Here is a 14,333-nt window from a genome sequence, read left to right as displayed (position 1 = left end):
ATTATATTATTATCATTATTATCAATTTGGTGATTTTTTGAAAAGTGAAAACGAAATAAAATCTTTCAATAACAAGCAAGAAGCTGAGGACCTTCTCAAAAAATCAAGAAATCGTATTGATGAAATTGATAATGAATTATTTAGTTTAATTTCTCAAAGAACATCTCTTGCAAAAGATATTGCTCTTTCCAAAAAATATCTGGGAATGCCTATATATGATAAAAGTAGGGAAGATGCAATACATGAAAAAATTGATGGACTTTGCGAAGAATTCGATTTAGATACTGAAATAATCGATCAAATAATAGACATGCTAACTATTTTAAATAAAAATGAGCAGAATAAAATTTTAAAGGAGGAATGTTAATGGGCAATATTAGAACTTCATTTGTTAAACGTTTAGCAAAAGAACTTATTGAAACTCACAAAGGAGTTTTCACCACTGATTTTGAAGAAAATAAAAAATTAGTACAAGAATACTCTACTGTAAGTACTAAACATTTAAGAAATAAAATTGCAGGATATGTTACAAGGCTTGTAAGGTTAGAACAAACCCAAGACTAAGCTTTTTTTCATATTTTTTTTACCACTTATTTTTTTATAATTTTATATTTGTATTTAAATTTCCTATTTTTGTATATTTTCATTCAACTTTATTTATTATTAATTTATATTTTATTCAAAAAATTTTTAGTTAAAGTTTATTAATGTGTTTAGATAAAAATATAAATCAATATATTGAAAAAATGAAAATTTTAATATTAGGTGAAATTAATGGATTTGATAGTAGCAAAATTTGGTGGAACCTCGGTAGGTAATGGTTCCAGAATTAAAAAAGCGGCGCAGTCCGTAGTGAATGAATATATGAAAGGTAATTCAGTTGTAGTTGTAGTTTCTGCAGTAAACAAGACTACTGATGACTTGATTGGTTTATCCAATGAAGCAATTGGTGAAGGTTTAACTGATAAGCAAAAGGCAGAAATTATGGCAATGGGTGAATTAACCAGTGCTAGGGTATTTTCAGCAACTATTGAATCTTTAGGTGTAAAGTCAGAATTCATTGATCCATATAATGAATTATGGCCAATTATGACCGATTCAAATTCTCTTGAAGCTAAAATAGATTTCAGCACTACAAACAAAAAGATTGTAGGTATTGAAAATCTTATTAATCAAGGTATTATTCCTGTAATCTGCGGATTTTTAGGAAAAGGACCTAGCGGAGAAATCACCACTCTTGGAAGAGGTGGAAGTGATATTTCAGCATTTTTAATTGGGCATTGTTTAAATGCTAATGAAGTTGTTATTGTTACTGATGTAGATGGAGTAATGTCTACTGACCCAAACAAAATTGAAGAAGCCGAATTATTAGAAGAAATAAGTGTTGAAGAAATGAGAGATTTGGCTACTCACGGTGCACAGGTATTGCACCCACATGCATTAAAATATAAAGATCCATTAATAAGTGCTAAAATAATTAACTTTGATAACGGCGATTTGAATGCAAAAGGTACACGCATTACCGGACCTTTTGAAGGAGATATATTAAAATCAGTTACAATGTATCCTGAACCGATTTCACTTATAGTTCTTGTAGGTGAAGCGATGCTTAGAAAAGTGGGACTTTTAGCAGATATCACTACTTGTCTTGCACAAAAGAGCATTAACATTTTCGGAATTTCAGCTGGTCAGAATTCAATCACTATATTCATAAGCAAAAAAGATTCAGAACTTGCGTACCATGTTTTACATAATCTGGTTGTTGACGGTGATGTTTTAAGTTCCCTTTCTTTAGGAAGAGACACTGCTATGATTACTTTAGTCAGTCCGGACATTATTGAAACTCCAGGTATTATTTCAGGAATTACAGAACCGCTCAGGAAAAATAATATTAATATTGTTGAAATTACATCATCTCAAACAGCAGTCGTATTGTTTGTTGATTGGAAAGATGGTGAAAAAGCTCATAAATTAGTTAACGAGGTTTTAGAATGAGATTTGAAGGAACATATGTTGCAATGGTAACTCCTTTCGATGATGATAAACAGATTGATGAAGAAGGTTTTAGGTCAAATATTAATTATTTAATCGACCAAGGTGTTGACGGTTTGGTTGGTGCTGGAACCACTGGTGAATCAGCAACCCTCAACCATGAAGAACATCAAAGGATAATTGATATTTTAGTTGATGAAGTTGATGGAAGAGTTACAGCAATTGCTGGAACTGGAAGTAATGCAACTTCAGAGGCATTGTCCCTTACAAAATTCGCTGCTGATGCGGGTGCAGACGGTGCTTTACTGATTACTCCATATTACAACAAACCTCAACAGCATGCACTTGTAGACCATTACGGAACTATTGCAGCTAAATGTGATATTCCTTTAATTGCATATAATGTACCGTCACGTACAGGCAGTGACATTGCAGTTGAAACTGCAGTGGAATTGGCAAAAATCGACGGTATTGAAGCGATAAAAGAAGCTAGTGGTAGTGTTGATAAAGTTTCAGATTTATACAGAGCACTTACTCATGAAGGCCTTGAAGATGATTTCAATATACTTTCCGGTGAAGATTCACTTACTTTACCTCTTATGTCAGTAGGTGTTACTGGTGTTATCAGCGCATCAGCAAATATTGATGCAAAAAGAATGTCATTAATGGTTAACAGTGTCTTAAATGATGATTTTACAAGAGCTATGGAACTTCACTATGAAATGGTGGAATTGATAAGAGCTCTTTTCATTGAAAGCAATCCTGTTCCTGTTAAAACTGCAATGAATTTAATGGGACTTCCTGCAGGACCATTCAGACAACCGTTATGCGAAATGAAAGAAGACAATTTGGAAATTCTTAAAAAAGCATTAAAAGATTCTAATTTAATTTAAGTAGGTATTATTATGATTAAAGTAGCAGTTACTGGAGCTGCAGGAAGAATGGGCTCTGGTATTGTAAGAAAAATAACTGAACAAGAAGATATGGAAGTAGTTGCAGCTATTGAAATACCAAACACTCCTCTTGAAGGTAAAGATGTAGGTATACAGGCTGGAATTGGCGAACTTGGTGTTAAAATTGTAGGCTCCGAAAACTTGGAAGAAGCATTAAAATCCTCCGGTGCTGACGTATTAGTTGATTTTACTATTGCTCCGGCTGCAGTTAATGCAATTGAAGTAGCTACTTCCTGTGGTGTAGGTGTTGTTGTCGGAACAACAGGTTTCACTGATGAACAGATGAAAGCAAACAAGGACAACATTAAAAAGAATAATGTTCCTGCAGTAATGTCTACAAATATGGCTATTGGAGTTAATGTATTTTTCAATACTTTAAAGAAATTGGCTCCTCTTTTATATGATTTTGATATAGAAATTATTGAAGCACACCACAATCAAAAACAGGACGCTCCATCCGGAACTGCTATGACTGCATTTGAAGTTATAGCTAAAGAATTGGATCGTGACCCTGAAGAAGTGGGTGTTTTCGGAAGAAAAGGTATGGTCGGCAAAAGAACTCCTGAAGAAATTGGTGTTCATGCAATCCGTGGTGGTGACATTGTAGGAGACCACACAGTAATGTTTGTCGGTGACGGTGAAAGAATAGAAGTTAAACATCAGGCTCATACAAGAGAAGTATTCATAGCTGGTGTAATCAGAGCTATCAGATACATTCCTGAAGCTGAAAAAGGAATTATCAGCAGTATGAATGATGTTTTAGGTTTAGATTAGGTGTTATTATGGTTAATGTTGGAGTATTGGGCGCAACCGGTATGGTTGGTCAAAGATTTATTCAATTATTGGAAAATCATCCAGATTTTGAAGTTACTGCATTAGCAGCATCTTCTCGTTCCGCAGGTAAAAGATATGAGGATGCTACTACCTGGTATTTGGATAATGAAATGCCAGATTCAGTTAAAGACATTAAAGTTGTCGAAACAGATCCTGCAAAAATGGATAATGATGTGGATATTGTATTTTCATCTCTTCCAACTGAATTTGCAGCTAAAGTCGAAAAGGATTTCGCAAAAGATTATGTTGTTGCAAGTAATGCAAGTGCACACAGGATGAAAAAAAATATTCCATTAGTAATTCCAGAAGTCAACCCTGAGTGCTTAGACATGATTGATGCTCAACAGAAGGAAAATGACTGGGACGGATTCATTGTAACAAATCCAAACTGTTCTACTATTGCATTAGCTTTATCTCTAAAACCTATTGTTGATAATTTTGATGTTAATGCAGTTAGAGTTTCAACCATGCAGGCAGTATCCGGTGCAGGTTATAATGGGGTTCCATCAATGGCTATTGTCGATAATCTCGTTCCTTTCATAGGTGGCGAAGAAGAAAAAATGGAAAGCGAATCCCTCTATCTGTTAGGTTCTTACGACGGTACTGACGTAGTCAATGCAGATTTCAAATTAAGTGCATCATGTCATAGGGTACCTGTTATCGATGGTCATACTGAAGCAGTATTCATTGAGTTGGCTGATGACTTTGACATTGAGGATGTAAAAAGTAAAATGGCAAACTTCAAAGCATTGCCACAAAAACTCAATTTGTTTTCAGCTCCTGAAAATCCAGTAATTGTCAAAGAGGAAGACAACAGGCCTCAGCCAAGAATGGACAGAAATGCCGGTAACGGTATGGCTGTTACTGTTGGTAGATTAAGAAAAGATGTAGTATTTGATAATAGTTTTAAATATGTTCTTGTTGGACATAATACTATTCGTGGTGCAGCTGGAGCATCTATATTAAATGCTGAATTGATTAATGATAAAATACTCTAATTTTATCAATTTATTTTTTCTATTTTTTTTAATTTTTTTTGTTTTTTCCATCTGTTTTCTTATTGTTTTTATTTTCATTTTTAGATTAATGTAAGGGTTTAATTTAAATAGTATAAAATAAATATTTTATAGCAAGGAATTATATTGTACAATATATCGAAGTTTTTAATTTCATAAATAATTATGAATTATATGTCGATATTGGGATAAAATTTAAACTAAGGGATAGAATGGAAATAGGAATTGATGCTGAAAAAGATACTCTACAATCTTTAATTCGGTCCTGCCTATTAGAGCTCAATAAGTTAAAATTAGATTTAACAGAACTTGAAGTGGAGAAAGCCAATGATAAAACTCCACAAAGGATAAAAGAACTCGAAAAAGATATTGTAGAAAAAGAAAAAGAAGTTTCTGTAATTAAATTCAAAGCAGAAGATGAAATAAATCTTTTGAAAAAACAACTTGAAGAGAAGGACAGTCTGATTAAGAATCAGGAAGATAGGATTTACGAGCTGGATTATGTAAACAATTCTCTTGATGAAATTAAGGAATATTTTGCTGAACAGTTAAGAGATTACAAGAAAAAAGAACTGGCTGATGTCAATGAAAGATTGAACGAATCCTTCAAAAGCGTAGCTGAAAAAGAAGCTCAAATTAATTCTCTTTCAAGAACCATTGATGAATATAAGATTAAAGTCATCAAACTGGAAAATAATGTTGAGTCTAAAACTCAGATTATGGAGCTTGAAAAAGAACTTGAACTCAAAAACAGCGAACTTGTTTTTAAAGATAGTGAAATCTCCAAAAGAGATGATCAGCTTGATATATTAAAAGAACAGACTATTCCTAAACAAGAGTATTTGGATTTACAAGACCAATTCAATTCCAAGATGAACGAATTGAATGATGAAATTACTAATTTAAAAGAAGAAACTATCCCTAAAAAAGATTATGTTGATCTTCAATCCCAGTTTGAATCCGAGATTTCTAAATTAGATAATCAACTCAATGTCCTTAAGCAAAATACAATTCCTAAAGATGAGTATCTCAATCTTCAAAATAATCTTGAAAATGAATTGGCATCAAAAGATAATCAAATTGAATATTTAAAAGAGCAAACTGTTCCTCGTGAAGAATTTGTTTCTGTTCAAACTAAATTGGAAAACGAATTGGCTTCAAGAAATAGTCAAATTGAGCATTTAAAACAACAAACTGTTCCACGTGAAGAATTTGTTTCCGTTCAAAATAAATTTGAAACCGAACTTGCAGCTAAAAACAATGAGTTAAGATACTTAAAAGAGCAAACTGTTCCTCGTGAAGAATTCATTTCTGTACAATCTCAATTGCAAAATGAATTAAACTCAAAAGAAAGTGAGCTTAAATATCTGAAACAGCAAACAATTCCTCGTGAAGATTACATTAACCTTCAAAATGAGTTAAATAGGAAAAATGATAAAATCAAAAGGTTAGAAGAAATCAATACTTTCTTCAATGAACTTCAAGAAGAACAAGAAGCTTATGATACAATTGAAAGGACTCCTCCTTTCAGATTAGAGAAAAAACAACAACGTAGATAATTAGAATTCCTTTAATTGGGGTTGGATTTCTAAGTTTGCTATGAGATTTTTTCTCACTTTTTTCTTATTTTTTTAAAGATTTCATTTTTTCATTGTGTTATCTATATTTGCAATTTCCTTTGATGTTGGTTTACATTAACATTCTATTTTTTTAAAGAGACCTTACATTATTTTGATGTGATGTAATGTTAATGTCAATATTATTTGGTCTTTCTTCAAGTATTCGCTTACTTCAATTGCATGGCATTTTCTGCTACATCTTTTTCTTACTTTTATTTACTTTATACCATAAAGTATTTATATAACCTTAAACTCATGTATTATGTAGAAAGGTTTAGTCAACACTATAACTAATTTATTTTTCATGTTGATAATATAAACTGATCTAATTATTTAAAAATTAAAAAGGTGATTATTAATGGCACAAGGACAACCAATTTTTATTTTACCTGAAGGTACTAACAGGTCTGTCGGTAGAGATGCACAAAGAAATAACATTTTAGCTGGAAAAGTATTAGCTGAAACTGTAAGAACTACTTTAGGTCCAAAAGGAATGGACAAAATGTTAGTTGACGGACTTGGTGATATTGTAGTAACCAATGACGGTGTTACAATCTTAAAAGAAATGGATATTGAACATCCTGCAGCAAAAATGCTCGTAGAAGTAGCAAAAACCCAAGAAGACGAAGTTGGAGACGGAACTACTACTGCAGTAATAATTGCTGGTGAATTATTAAAAAAATCAGAAAACTTACTTGACTCTGACATCCACCCAACAATCATAGCTATGGGATACAGAAAAGCAGCTGAAAAAGCACAAGAAATCTTAGACGAAATCGCAATCGATGACGTAGATTCCGAAACCTTATTAAAAGTAGCTATGACTGCAATGACTGGTAAAGGAACTGAAGCAGCACGTGAACCATTAGCAAAATTAATCGTAGACGCTGTTGAAGCAGTTGAAGAAGACGGTGAAGTTGACATCGACAATATTAAAATCGAGAAAAAAGATGGAGCTGTTGTTGAAGAATCCAACTTAGTTGAAGGTGTAATCATAGACAAAGAAAGAGTACACCCAGGCATGCCATCTGAAATCAAAGACGCAAAAATCGCATTAGTCAACGCTCCTTTAGAAGTTAAAGAAACCGAAATGGATGCAGAAATTACCATTACTGACCCTGCTCAAATGCAAGCTTTCATCGAACAAGAAGAAAAAATGGTTAAAGACATGGTAGATAAAGTAGTTGAAGCTGGTGCAAACGTATTATTCGCACAAAAAGGTATCGACGACTTAGCACAACACTACTTATCCAAAGCAGGTGTTTTAGCAGTAAGAAGAGTTAAAAAATCTGACATCGAAAAATTATCCAGAGCAACCGGTGCTAACGTCATCACAAACTTAGATGACTTAACCGAAGACGATTTAGGTATTGCTGGAACCGTAGAAGAAAGAAAAATCTCCGGCGAAGACATGATCTTTGTAGAAGAATGCAGCGGCGCAAAATCCGTAACCTTATTCGTAAGAGGATCCACCAAACACATCGTTGACGAAATCGTAAGAGCAATCGAAGACGCAATCGGTGTAGTAGCAGCTACCGTAGAAGACGACAAAGTTGTAGCTGGTGGAGGAGCTCCAGAAATCGCAATGGCTAAAAAACTCAAAGATTACGCAGAATCCATCTCTGGAAGAGAACAATTAGCTGTAAACGCATTTGCAGAAGCTTTAGAAATTGTACCAAAAACCTTAGCTGAAAACGCAGGTTTAGACAGCATTGACTCCTTAGTAGACTTAAGAGCTGCACAAGAAGACTCCTTCTACATGGGATTAGATGTATTCACTGGTGAAGTAGCAGACATGAAAGAAGCAGGTGTAATTGAACCTAAACGTGTCAAAAAACAAGCTATCCAATCTGCATCTGAAGCAGCTGAAATGATTTTAAGAATCGATGACGTAATCGCATCAACCAAAGGCCCTGAAGACATGGGTATGGACCCATCCATGGCTGGCGGAATGCCACCAATGATGTAAATTTAAAGAAATTTTCATAATTTCTTTTCTTTTTTTTTTATTTTTATGAAACATAGACTTATTTTTCAAACATCAGTCAATGATGAAGTTTTTTTATCTAAAAGATACTATTTTTGTTAATTTCAATACCCAGCGTAATGGTATTTCAACTTCCAAGCTAAATGGAGGTTTTTCAAATAATTTTAAAAGTGTTTTCAATCATCATTTATCTCAGGAAAACATAGATTATCTTGAAAATCATGATTTGGAGCAGTATCTAATTCAGCAATGCTGGGGTCTCAATATAGATTCGAATTATGCAACAGGTTTGGTAACCCTTGCTGAAATGCAGAATGTCGGTATTGTTTATAAAACATTTAAGAATCTTGAAGTAGTGGCCATTTCAACAGCAGGTGTCAGAACCAATGCATCCCGTGCAGGAGATCCTTCATCCTATTACGAGGAAAATGGAAAATTCGGAACAATCAATACAATTATTTTAACAAATGTCTTTTTATCACATGAAACTTTATTGGAAGCGTTTATGACTGCTACTGAAGCAAAAACTGTCGCATTAACAGATTTGAAAGTTCCGTCACAATACTCTAATTCATACGCTACCGGAACAGGTACAGACGGTTTGGCAATATTTTCAAATGTTGAATCGGACATCGTGTTAACCAATGCCGGCAAACATTCAAAATTTGGGGAGTTAATAGGGCAGTGTGTAATAGATTCAATTAAAAAAGCAGTTAAAAAACAGGTCTGGATTTCTCCAAAATCACAGTCAAACGTTCTGGTCAGATTAAACAGATATAAATTGGACATTAATGATTTTTACAAAAAGTTGGACTGTGATAAAAAAGAATTTATCATCAATCTTCAAAAAGAAATGAAAAAGCAGGATAATGTGGCAGTAACAACTTCGGTTTTAAATTTAATAGATGAAGTTGAACTGGATTTAATCGAAAAAGATGAGGCATATTATTTGGCCAAAAAAATAGTAAAAGAATGTAATAGTTATCCAATTAAAAAACTATTGGATTATTGGATAGACTATTTCATTGGGTTGAATTGAATTCGATGAGATCTCCATTGTCCTTTACGATTTTTGCAATTGATTCTTCTGCAGCTTCAAGCTTTTCGTTGCAGGATTTAACGAGATTCATTGCTTTGTTAAACTCAGTAATTGCTTCGTCCAATGGGACGTCTCCGTTTTCTAATTTATTCACGATTTCTTCTAATTTTTCTAAACTTTCTTCAAAACTTAATTCTTCCATTTATATCACCTTTGTATTCACTATTCCGTCATCAAATTCAATGTCAATTTCATCTCCGACTTCAACATCTTTTGCAGAAGATATGATTTTTTTACCGGATTTTGCTATTGAATAACCTCTTTTCAATGTTAAAAGAGGATTTAAAACTTCCAATTTGTTAATATTTTTCAAGCATGCATCCCTTTTCTTTTTTGTAATCTCTTCAGGATTTCTCAGGATATGGCTGTTTTCTATTTTAAACAGCTTATTTCTATTTTGAGAAATGATGTTTTTTGATGCAAATCCTAATTTGTTAACTAAATTGTCCAGTGTCATTCCTTTTATTTCGTAGATGCTTTCCGGATTTTTAAAAATGTTCTTCTGGGAAATATGTTCCAATTTAGTTTTATTTATTGAAATTTTATCATTAATGCTTTTATTTATCTTTTCTTGCAAGTGATTAACGTTCTCTTTTACTTTGGCTAGTTCAGGGACAGCCAATTCTGCAGCAGCCGTTGGTGTTGGAGCACGCAGGTCAGCTACAAAGTCAGATATTGTAAAGTCGATTTCATGCCCTACCGCACTGATAACCGGTATTTCACATGCATATATCTCACGTGCAACGGGCTCTTCATTGAACGGCCATAAATCCTCAATGCTTCCTCCTCCACGTCCGACTATCAGTGTGTCCAGTTCATAGCGTTGTGTATTTCTGATTTGTCTGATGATTTGTGGGGCCGCCTGGTCTCCTTGAACCAGTGTTGGAAATACTAAAATTTCACAAATGGGATATCTTCTCTTGATTGTGGTGATGATATCTCTTATTGCAGCTCCTGTTTCAGCAGTTACGACACCGATTCTTTTAGGATATTTCGGTATGCTTTTCTTATGGGCATCATCAAATAAGCCTTCCTTTGCAAGGTTTTTCTTCAGCTGTTCAAATGCTATATGCAAATTTCCAATTCCGTCTTCTGTGATTCTAGTTGCATACAACTGATATTTTCCTGTTTTTTCGTAAACTTCGATTTTACCTTTAATGATTACTTTCATCCCATCTTTGGGTTCAAATTTCAGGAATCTGTCTTTATTTCCTTTAAACATCACTCCGTCTATCTGGGATTTTTCATCCTTTAATGTAAAATAGCTATGTCCGCTGAATGAATCCTTGTAATTGGAGAGTTCTCCTCTAATATAAATATTTTTTAAATTGCGGTCCATTTTTAGCTTTCTGTTAATGTAGGCGTTTATTTGAGATACTGTATAATATTCCTCTTCCATACATTCACCTTAATTTCAGTGTTGTTAGTATGTTGTATGTAATTAATACAATTTGCTATTGTGTAATCAATTTTTAGCGAAATTAAAGTAATCTATTTAAAATTGATTGTACAATATTAATCATAGGTGACACCATGAGAATAAAAGATGAATTATTTGGTAAAGAAGTTTTAGATGCTGATATTCAGATTGCCGGAAAAGTCATTGACGTGGTATTTGATAAGGATACATTTGAACTCACTGATTTGGTAGTTAAAAAAACAGGATTTTCAGAACAGATTAAATCCAGTGAAGATGTAGTTCCGATGGAACTTGTAAAAGTAATTGGAGATAAAATTTTACTTAAAGGCGTAGATGATATCTAATGACTTCCAAAGAATATTTAATTGATTTATTAAAGGAAAATGAAGTTTTCCTTGAAGGGGACTTTACATTATCCTCAGGCAAAAAAAGTAACTATTATATTAACATGAAAAAGGCAATTACAGAACCTGAAATATTGTCAACAATCTCCAAACTAATCACTGAAAAGATTAAGGATGATGATATCGATAAAGTTGCAGGTCCTGCTTTGGGTGCCGTTCCGATAGCAACTGCCGTTTCACTCGAATCAAAATTACCTCTTTTAATGATTAGAAAAGAAAAGAAAGGGTATGGAACTTCCAAACTCATTGAAGGCGAATTGAATGAGGGTGACAATGTTGTTGTCGTTGAGGATGTTTCAACTACTGGTGGATCATTATTAAAGGCAATCAAAGCTATTCAGGATAATGGTGGTAATGTAAAAAGGGCTTTTGTTGTTGTAGATAGGCAGGAAGGTGCTATCGAAGAATTTGAAAAAGCAGGTATAAAATTAGAACCATTAATAATTGTTAATGAATTTTTTGATTAAAAAAAGAAAAAAATAAAAAAATAATTTTATTTTTTAACGTGGTGGACTATATGTGGTAGTTCATCAATGATTATTCCTAATGCGGTTTTCACTGCATTGGGTGAACCAGGCATGGAAAATATTAAAGTTTTTTTATAAATTCCTGCAGTTGCTCTAGAAAGAAGTGCAGCTGCGCCTATTTCATTATAGGATATTGATCTAAATATTTCACCAAATCCATCTAATTTTTTGTCGAAAAGTGATTCCACAGTTTCAACAGTTATATCTCTTGAATCAAGACCAGTTCCACCATTTGTTATAATAACATCGATTTCATCAGCGATCATAGCTTCAATAGATTTGATTAGTTCGTCTTTTTCATCAGGAATTAGGTTTCTAGATTTTAATGTGTATCTAGATTCAATTTCTTCAGCCAGATATTGGCCGGACAAATCTAACTTTTCTGATTTTCTGCTGTCGCTGAGAGTTATTATACCACAAATAATGTCATGGGATGCTTCTTTTTTATGTTGTTTAGAAGTTTCACTCATAATCATTACCCGTCAACTAATTTTGAATAATTTTCTTTAATTAGTTTATATTCATCCAAGTTTTTAATTAATTTTTCGCTTGGGAAGTAATATGTATAACTATTTAATTTTTCTTTTTCAACATAGTTGTGATTACAAAAAATCTTTAGGTGGTATCTGATAGTTTTGTAATCATATCCTAATGCTCTTGCAAGTTGATTGGCATTTTGTGGTTTCTTCAGAATTTCATCCAATATTATCATGGAAGTATTTCCACCAGGCCTTCCAATTAAAATATTGAATAGATCTTTATGAAACGTAGTGCTGCTCCATTGTGTCATAATTTTTTCTATATTTATTCCATAATGATGAAGCCCATTTTTTAGCATTTTCGTCTTCTGCAATTAAAATCTGAGAATCATCATAGTGCCCGTCTTTAAAGAACAATGTCAGTGACATGAATTCTTTAGAGTAGGTTAGGAATATTTTTATCCTCCTTTTAATTACTGTTATTTTAACATTCATGTTATCTATTAGTTTTTCTTTAAATAGTTCATTACAGCTAATAGAATTAAAAATTTCTTCACTAATTATTAATTCTAGTTTCTCTAATTTACCATTGTTTAAAAGATCGATAATATGCTTAAAATGATTTTCAGAATATATTGGCAGTATTATGCGAAGTTCTGAAGATTTTGAAATTGACTTGATGTACTGGTTAAATGCTAGTGATAAATCGCTAGTTGTTGAATTGATGTAGTTTGCATCTTTTAAAAGGTAAACATTTTTCAAAACATCTTCCGGGAGATCTGATAAATCATGGTCGTCCCAGAAGTGTTCACTTTTGCCCAAAGCGTACCAGTTTTCGATTAGTTTTATCATGTTTGTTGTCAAAAGGTACCCATTTGAAGTTAGCTCATAGCATTTATGGGCCTTTTTGACAAGATTTATTGTTTCTAATTCTTTGAGCCCGTGAAGAATTGTTGCGGAGGGCTTTGTCAGGTCCCTCCTCAAGTCATCTAAATTTTTTGGAATGTTGTATAATGATAGGAGTAGTTTTGTACGCATTCCTGATGTTAAAATATATTTGATGTCCCTGTACTCCCTGTTTAATTCTTGTTTTGTTTCTAGTCGGGTCATTTTATCACCCTGTGTTTCATGTGGTTGAATAGTTCGTCAGCCCATTGATAAGATTTGGAATCTTGTGAAATCAGTATTCTGTTCTGGTCGAAGCTGTCATCATTTTTGAATAATCCTAAGCTCATTTTTTCATCGCATATGGTAAGATACAAATGCAAATCATTGGATGCAGAATATAATTTTAATTTGTCATTTTTAATTGCATCGTTTTTCAAATCCTTGTCGATTGGTTCCATCAACGCTTTCATTATGTTTTTTGGAACAATCAATTCGATTGATCCTCCATTTTTCAGAATTTCCTCAATCAGTTCAGGATATTCCGGATGAAGGTAAGGAAATATTGCTTTAACATTTGTAGATTCAATCAATTGTTTTTTTATGGTATTGTGTGTTTTGTATATGTCTAAAGGTGTGGTTTCAATTAATTGGGAATCTTTTAAATCGGTTATATTTTTCACAGCGTCAATGCTGAGCTGATTTAGGTCATGCTTATACCAAAATGAGTTAAAATCATTGATGATGTCAACACTATGTTTAAATTCCATCAGTGTATTGAAATAGATTTTTCCCATAGGGTTGATGTGATATTTATTCTTGATTTTTTTAATGTAGTTATTCTCTTCTAATTTGTTCACATTACTTGATATGGAACTGTAGGTTATTTCTGTTCTTTTTACAAGTCCACGAACATTGTCTGGGTAAGTATCTAGTTCACTAAGAATTTTTAAGCGGATTTCTGATTTTGCAAGAAATCTTATGTCGCTATTGATTTCATTTTGTGAGTACATTTTTTTGTTCCTCCATTTTTTTGCTTTCCTGAAAATTCTTGAAATGTGTCGAGAATTTATCGGTAATAAGTCATTTTGTTATCCAAATTTAAATAGATTATTCCA

At 32.9% G+C, this 14,333-nt stretch carries 17 protein-coding genes; 11 read left to right on the top strand and 6 right to left on the bottom strand.

The window, feature by feature from the left end:
* The first annotated feature begins 37 nt into the window (after positions 1-37).
* The 9 genes from E7Z81_RS05080 (at position 38) to E7Z81_RS05040 (ending at position 9,440) form a co-directional block, all read left to right on the top strand.
* A complete protein-coding gene (locus E7Z81_RS05080; protein ID WP_292744980.1) occupies positions 38-367 on the top strand; it encodes a chorismate mutase in 330 nt (109 codons plus the stop codon).
* Positions 367-564, top strand: coding sequence for a 30S ribosomal protein S17e (locus tag E7Z81_RS05075; protein ID WP_287411096.1), 198 nt, complete (start codon positions 367-369; stop codon positions 562-564). The genes E7Z81_RS05080 and E7Z81_RS05075 overlap by 1 nt, the downstream gene beginning before the upstream one ends.
* A 210-nt stretch (positions 565-774) precedes the next feature.
* Entirely contained in the window at positions 775-1,995 is a 1,221-nt protein-coding gene (locus tag E7Z81_RS05070; protein ID WP_292744976.1) for an aspartate kinase, read from the top strand.
* Positions 1,992-2,885 carry a 4-hydroxy-tetrahydrodipicolinate synthase gene (dapA, locus tag E7Z81_RS05065; RefSeq protein WP_292744974.1) on the top strand — a complete coding sequence of 298 codons (894 nt, stop codon included), beginning with the start codon at positions 1,992-1,994 and terminating at the stop codon, positions 2,883-2,885. The genes E7Z81_RS05070 and dapA overlap by 4 nt, the downstream gene beginning before the upstream one ends.
* Before the next feature lie 12 nt (positions 2,886-2,897).
* A complete protein-coding gene (dapB, locus tag E7Z81_RS05060) occupies positions 2,898-3,719 on the top strand; it encodes a 4-hydroxy-tetrahydrodipicolinate reductase (protein WP_292744972.1) in 822 nt (273 codons plus the stop codon).
* 8 nt (positions 3,720-3,727) lie between these two features.
* On the top strand, positions 3,728-4,777 hold the full coding sequence (gene asd / locus E7Z81_RS05055; RefSeq protein WP_292744970.1) for an aspartate-semialdehyde dehydrogenase: 1,050 nt from the start codon (positions 3,728-3,730) through the stop codon (positions 4,775-4,777).
* Positions 4,778-5,007: 230 nt separating this feature from the next.
* The gene (locus E7Z81_RS05050; RefSeq protein ID WP_292744968.1) at positions 5,008-6,354 is read left to right on the top strand and encodes a hypothetical protein; all 1,347 of its coding nucleotides are present in this window, start codon (positions 5,008-5,010) and stop codon (positions 6,352-6,354) included.
* A gap of 418 nt (positions 6,355-6,772) precedes the next feature.
* Positions 6,773-8,383 carry a thermosome subunit alpha gene (gene thsA, locus E7Z81_RS05045; protein WP_292744966.1) on the top strand — a complete coding sequence of 537 codons (1,611 nt, stop codon included), beginning with the start codon at positions 6,773-6,775 and terminating at the stop codon, positions 8,381-8,383.
* A 79-nt stretch (positions 8,384-8,462) separates the two neighbouring features.
* The gene (locus E7Z81_RS05040) at positions 8,463-9,440 is read left to right on the top strand and encodes an adenosylcobinamide amidohydrolase (RefSeq protein WP_292744965.1); all 978 of its coding nucleotides are present in this window, start codon (positions 8,463-8,465) and stop codon (positions 9,438-9,440) included.
* Here E7Z81_RS05040 and E7Z81_RS05035 read toward each other — a convergent pair.
* Together E7Z81_RS05035 and xseA are read right to left on the bottom strand one after the other, a co-directional pair.
* The gene (locus tag E7Z81_RS05035; RefSeq protein WP_292744963.1) at positions 9,424-9,642 is read right to left on the bottom strand and encodes an exodeoxyribonuclease VII small subunit; all 219 of its coding nucleotides are present in this window, start codon (positions 9,640-9,642) and stop codon (positions 9,424-9,426) included. The two genes, E7Z81_RS05040 and E7Z81_RS05035, sit on opposite strands and share 17 nt — an antisense overlap.
* A complete protein-coding gene (gene xseA / locus E7Z81_RS05030; protein WP_292744961.1) occupies positions 9,643-10,899 on the bottom strand; it encodes an exodeoxyribonuclease VII large subunit in 1,257 nt (418 codons plus the stop codon).
* 134 nt (positions 10,900-11,033) lie between these two features.
* Between xseA and E7Z81_RS05025 the strand changes: the two genes are divergently transcribed.
* Positions 11,034-11,264, top strand: coding sequence for a PRC-barrel domain-containing protein (locus tag E7Z81_RS05025; RefSeq protein ID WP_292744959.1), 231 nt, complete (start codon positions 11,034-11,036; stop codon positions 11,262-11,264).
* Entirely contained in the window at positions 11,264-11,791 is a 528-nt protein-coding gene (gene pyrE / locus E7Z81_RS05020) for an orotate phosphoribosyltransferase (protein WP_292744957.1), read from the top strand. The genes E7Z81_RS05025 and pyrE overlap by 1 nt, the downstream gene beginning before the upstream one ends.
* Before the next feature lie 26 nt (positions 11,792-11,817).
* Here pyrE and E7Z81_RS05015 read toward each other — a convergent pair whose 3' ends face one another.
* Genes E7Z81_RS05015 through E7Z81_RS05000 form a run of 4 tightly spaced genes read right to left on the bottom strand, consistent with a single transcriptional unit; the run spans position 11,818 to position 14,228 of the window.
* Entirely contained in the window at positions 11,818-12,324 is a 507-nt protein-coding gene (locus E7Z81_RS05015) for a molybdenum cofactor biosynthesis protein B (protein ID WP_367263008.1), read from the bottom strand.
* Positions 12,325-12,326: 2 nt separating this feature from the next.
* Positions 12,327-12,641 (bottom strand): helix-turn-helix domain-containing protein, encoded by a 315-nt coding sequence (locus E7Z81_RS05010; RefSeq protein ID WP_292744953.1) that lies wholly within the window; start codon positions 12,639-12,641, stop codon positions 12,327-12,329.
* On the bottom strand, positions 12,610-13,440 hold the full coding sequence (locus E7Z81_RS05005) for a transcriptional regulator FilR1 domain-containing protein (protein ID WP_292744951.1): 831 nt from the start codon (positions 13,438-13,440) through the stop codon (positions 12,610-12,612). Before E7Z81_RS05005 ends, E7Z81_RS05010 begins: the two co-directional genes overlap by 32 nt.
* Entirely contained in the window at positions 13,437-14,228 is a 792-nt protein-coding gene (locus E7Z81_RS05000) for a transcriptional regulator FilR1 domain-containing protein (RefSeq protein ID WP_292744949.1), read from the bottom strand. Before E7Z81_RS05000 ends, E7Z81_RS05005 begins: the two co-directional genes overlap by 4 nt.
* Positions 14,229-14,333 lie beyond the last annotated feature (105 nt).

The sequence above is a fragment of the Methanobrevibacter sp. genome, from assembly GCF_015062935.1.
In the GTDB taxonomy this organism is placed as follows: domain Archaea; phylum Methanobacteriota; class Methanobacteria; order Methanobacteriales; family Methanobacteriaceae; genus Methanocatella.
This window is presented reverse-complemented; position numbering and strand designations above follow the sequence as displayed.